We start from the raw sequence: 1,580 nt of genomic DNA, 5'->3' as shown, positions 1-1,580 counted from the left end.
CATCGCCACCAGCGCCAGCGCAATCACCAGGTTGGGCAGCGACAGAAAAATATCGGTGATGCGCATCAGCACGCGTTCGGTCCAGCCGCCGACGTAGCCGGCGGTGATGCCGACTAACAGGCCAACCGGGATAGTCAGCACCAGGATCAGCGACACCAGCAGCAGCGTCGGACGTGCGCCGTAAATCACGCGCGACAATAAATCGCGGCCGAAGCCGTCGGTGCCGAACCAGTGCAGCGCAGATGGTGCCAGCAGACGCTGTTCAATCACCTGCGCGTTAGGATCAAACGGCGCCAGCAGCGGTGCCAGCAGCGCCATGACCACCAGCACGATCACCAGCGTCAGGCCGATGGTCAGCGAAGTGATACGCGCCCGGCGCCGGCGCGGGCGCACGGTTTCCAGTTCATGAAGTTGTTGAGTCATCGGGTTCTCGGATCGGTTAACCAGGTGAGAGCGTCGGCCACGGCATTGAGCAGGATAAAGCAGCTGCCAATCAGCAACGTAGCGCCGAGAATCGCCGGAACATCCGCGGAAAACAGCGCGTTGGTCATGTAGCGACCGACGCCCGGCCAGGCGAATACGGTTTCCGTCAGCACGGACCCTTCCAGCAGCGTGGCGTAGGAGAGGGCGATAACGGTGATCAGCGTGCCCAGCACGTTGGGGAAAATATGACGCAGCAGAATGCGCGCCCGGCCAGCGCCTTTCGCGCGCGCCAGCACCACATACTCTTTGCTGCTCTCTTCCAGCAGTGCCGCGCGCAGCAGGCGCGTAATGCCTGCCATCGCCAGCAGGCCGAGAATCACCACCGGCAGCCACAGATGGGCAATCGCGTTGCGAAACATTTCCGCATCGCCGGAGAGCCAGCTATCAATCAGTACAAAGCCGGTCTTCGGTTCAAGGGTATAAATCCAGATATCATCCAGCTGGCCCGGACCGGCGGACCAGTGCAGCACGGCGTAGAACAGCAGCAGGCCCAGCAGGCCGAGCCAGAACACCGGCACCGAGTAGCCCAGCAGCGAGATAAAGCGCGCCACGTTATCAATGACGCTGCCCGGTTTCCACGCCGCCAGCAGCGCGAGCGTCACGCCGAACACCGCAGCGAAAATCATCGAACAGGTCGCCAGCTCAAGCGTGGCGGGGAAGGTGCGCATCAGGTCGGCGCTGACCGGCTGATTGGTCAGGTGCGACAGGCCGAGATTGCCCTGCGCCAGATGGCTGATATAGCGCCAGAACTGCACCAGCACCGGCTGATCCAGCCCCAGGTCGTGACGCACCTGAGCATAGGTGGCTTCGCTGGCGTGATCGCCGGCGATTTGCTGCACCGGGTCGACTGGCGACAGGTGCGACAGCATGAAAGTAAACGCTAACAAACCCACCAGCGTCACCAGCAGCGACAGCAGGCTGGTGACGAGGCGGCTGAAGCGCTGCCAGAGTGGCCGGGCGAACCCGGCCGATGACGCTGACGCTGCCATTACTTCGAAACCTGCGCGTAATACACCATGTCCGGGTTGATCCCCTGCACATAGCCCTGCAGATTGTCGCGCAGCGCAATCAGGTTACGCGCCTGCAGGCCAATCACG

The 1,580-nt window shown here is 62.5% G+C and carries 2 protein-coding genes; both read right to left on the bottom strand.

Features of this window, described 5'->3' with window-relative positions:
* Positions 1–423, bottom strand: a 423-nt coding sequence (locus ERD80_RS20870; protein ID WP_136548394.1) for an ABC transporter permease subunit, incomplete at its 3' end; no start/stop codon positions are given.
* Positions 420–1,472: an ABC transporter permease gene (locus ERD80_RS20865; RefSeq protein WP_021506482.1), complete on the bottom strand. Its 1,053-nt coding sequence runs from the start codon at positions 1,470–1,472 to the stop codon at positions 420–422. The genes ERD80_RS20870 and ERD80_RS20865, both read right to left, overlap by 4 nt.
* Between the last annotated feature and the right edge of the window lie 108 nt (positions 1,473–1,580).

It is taken from the genome of Pantoea sp. R102 (genome assembly GCF_004916815.1).
Taxonomy (GTDB): domain Bacteria; phylum Pseudomonadota; class Gammaproteobacteria; order Enterobacterales; family Enterobacteriaceae; genus Pantoea; species Pantoea dispersa.
The sequence above is the reverse complement of the archived record's forward strand: the minus strand, read 5'-3'. Positions and strand labels throughout refer to the sequence as shown.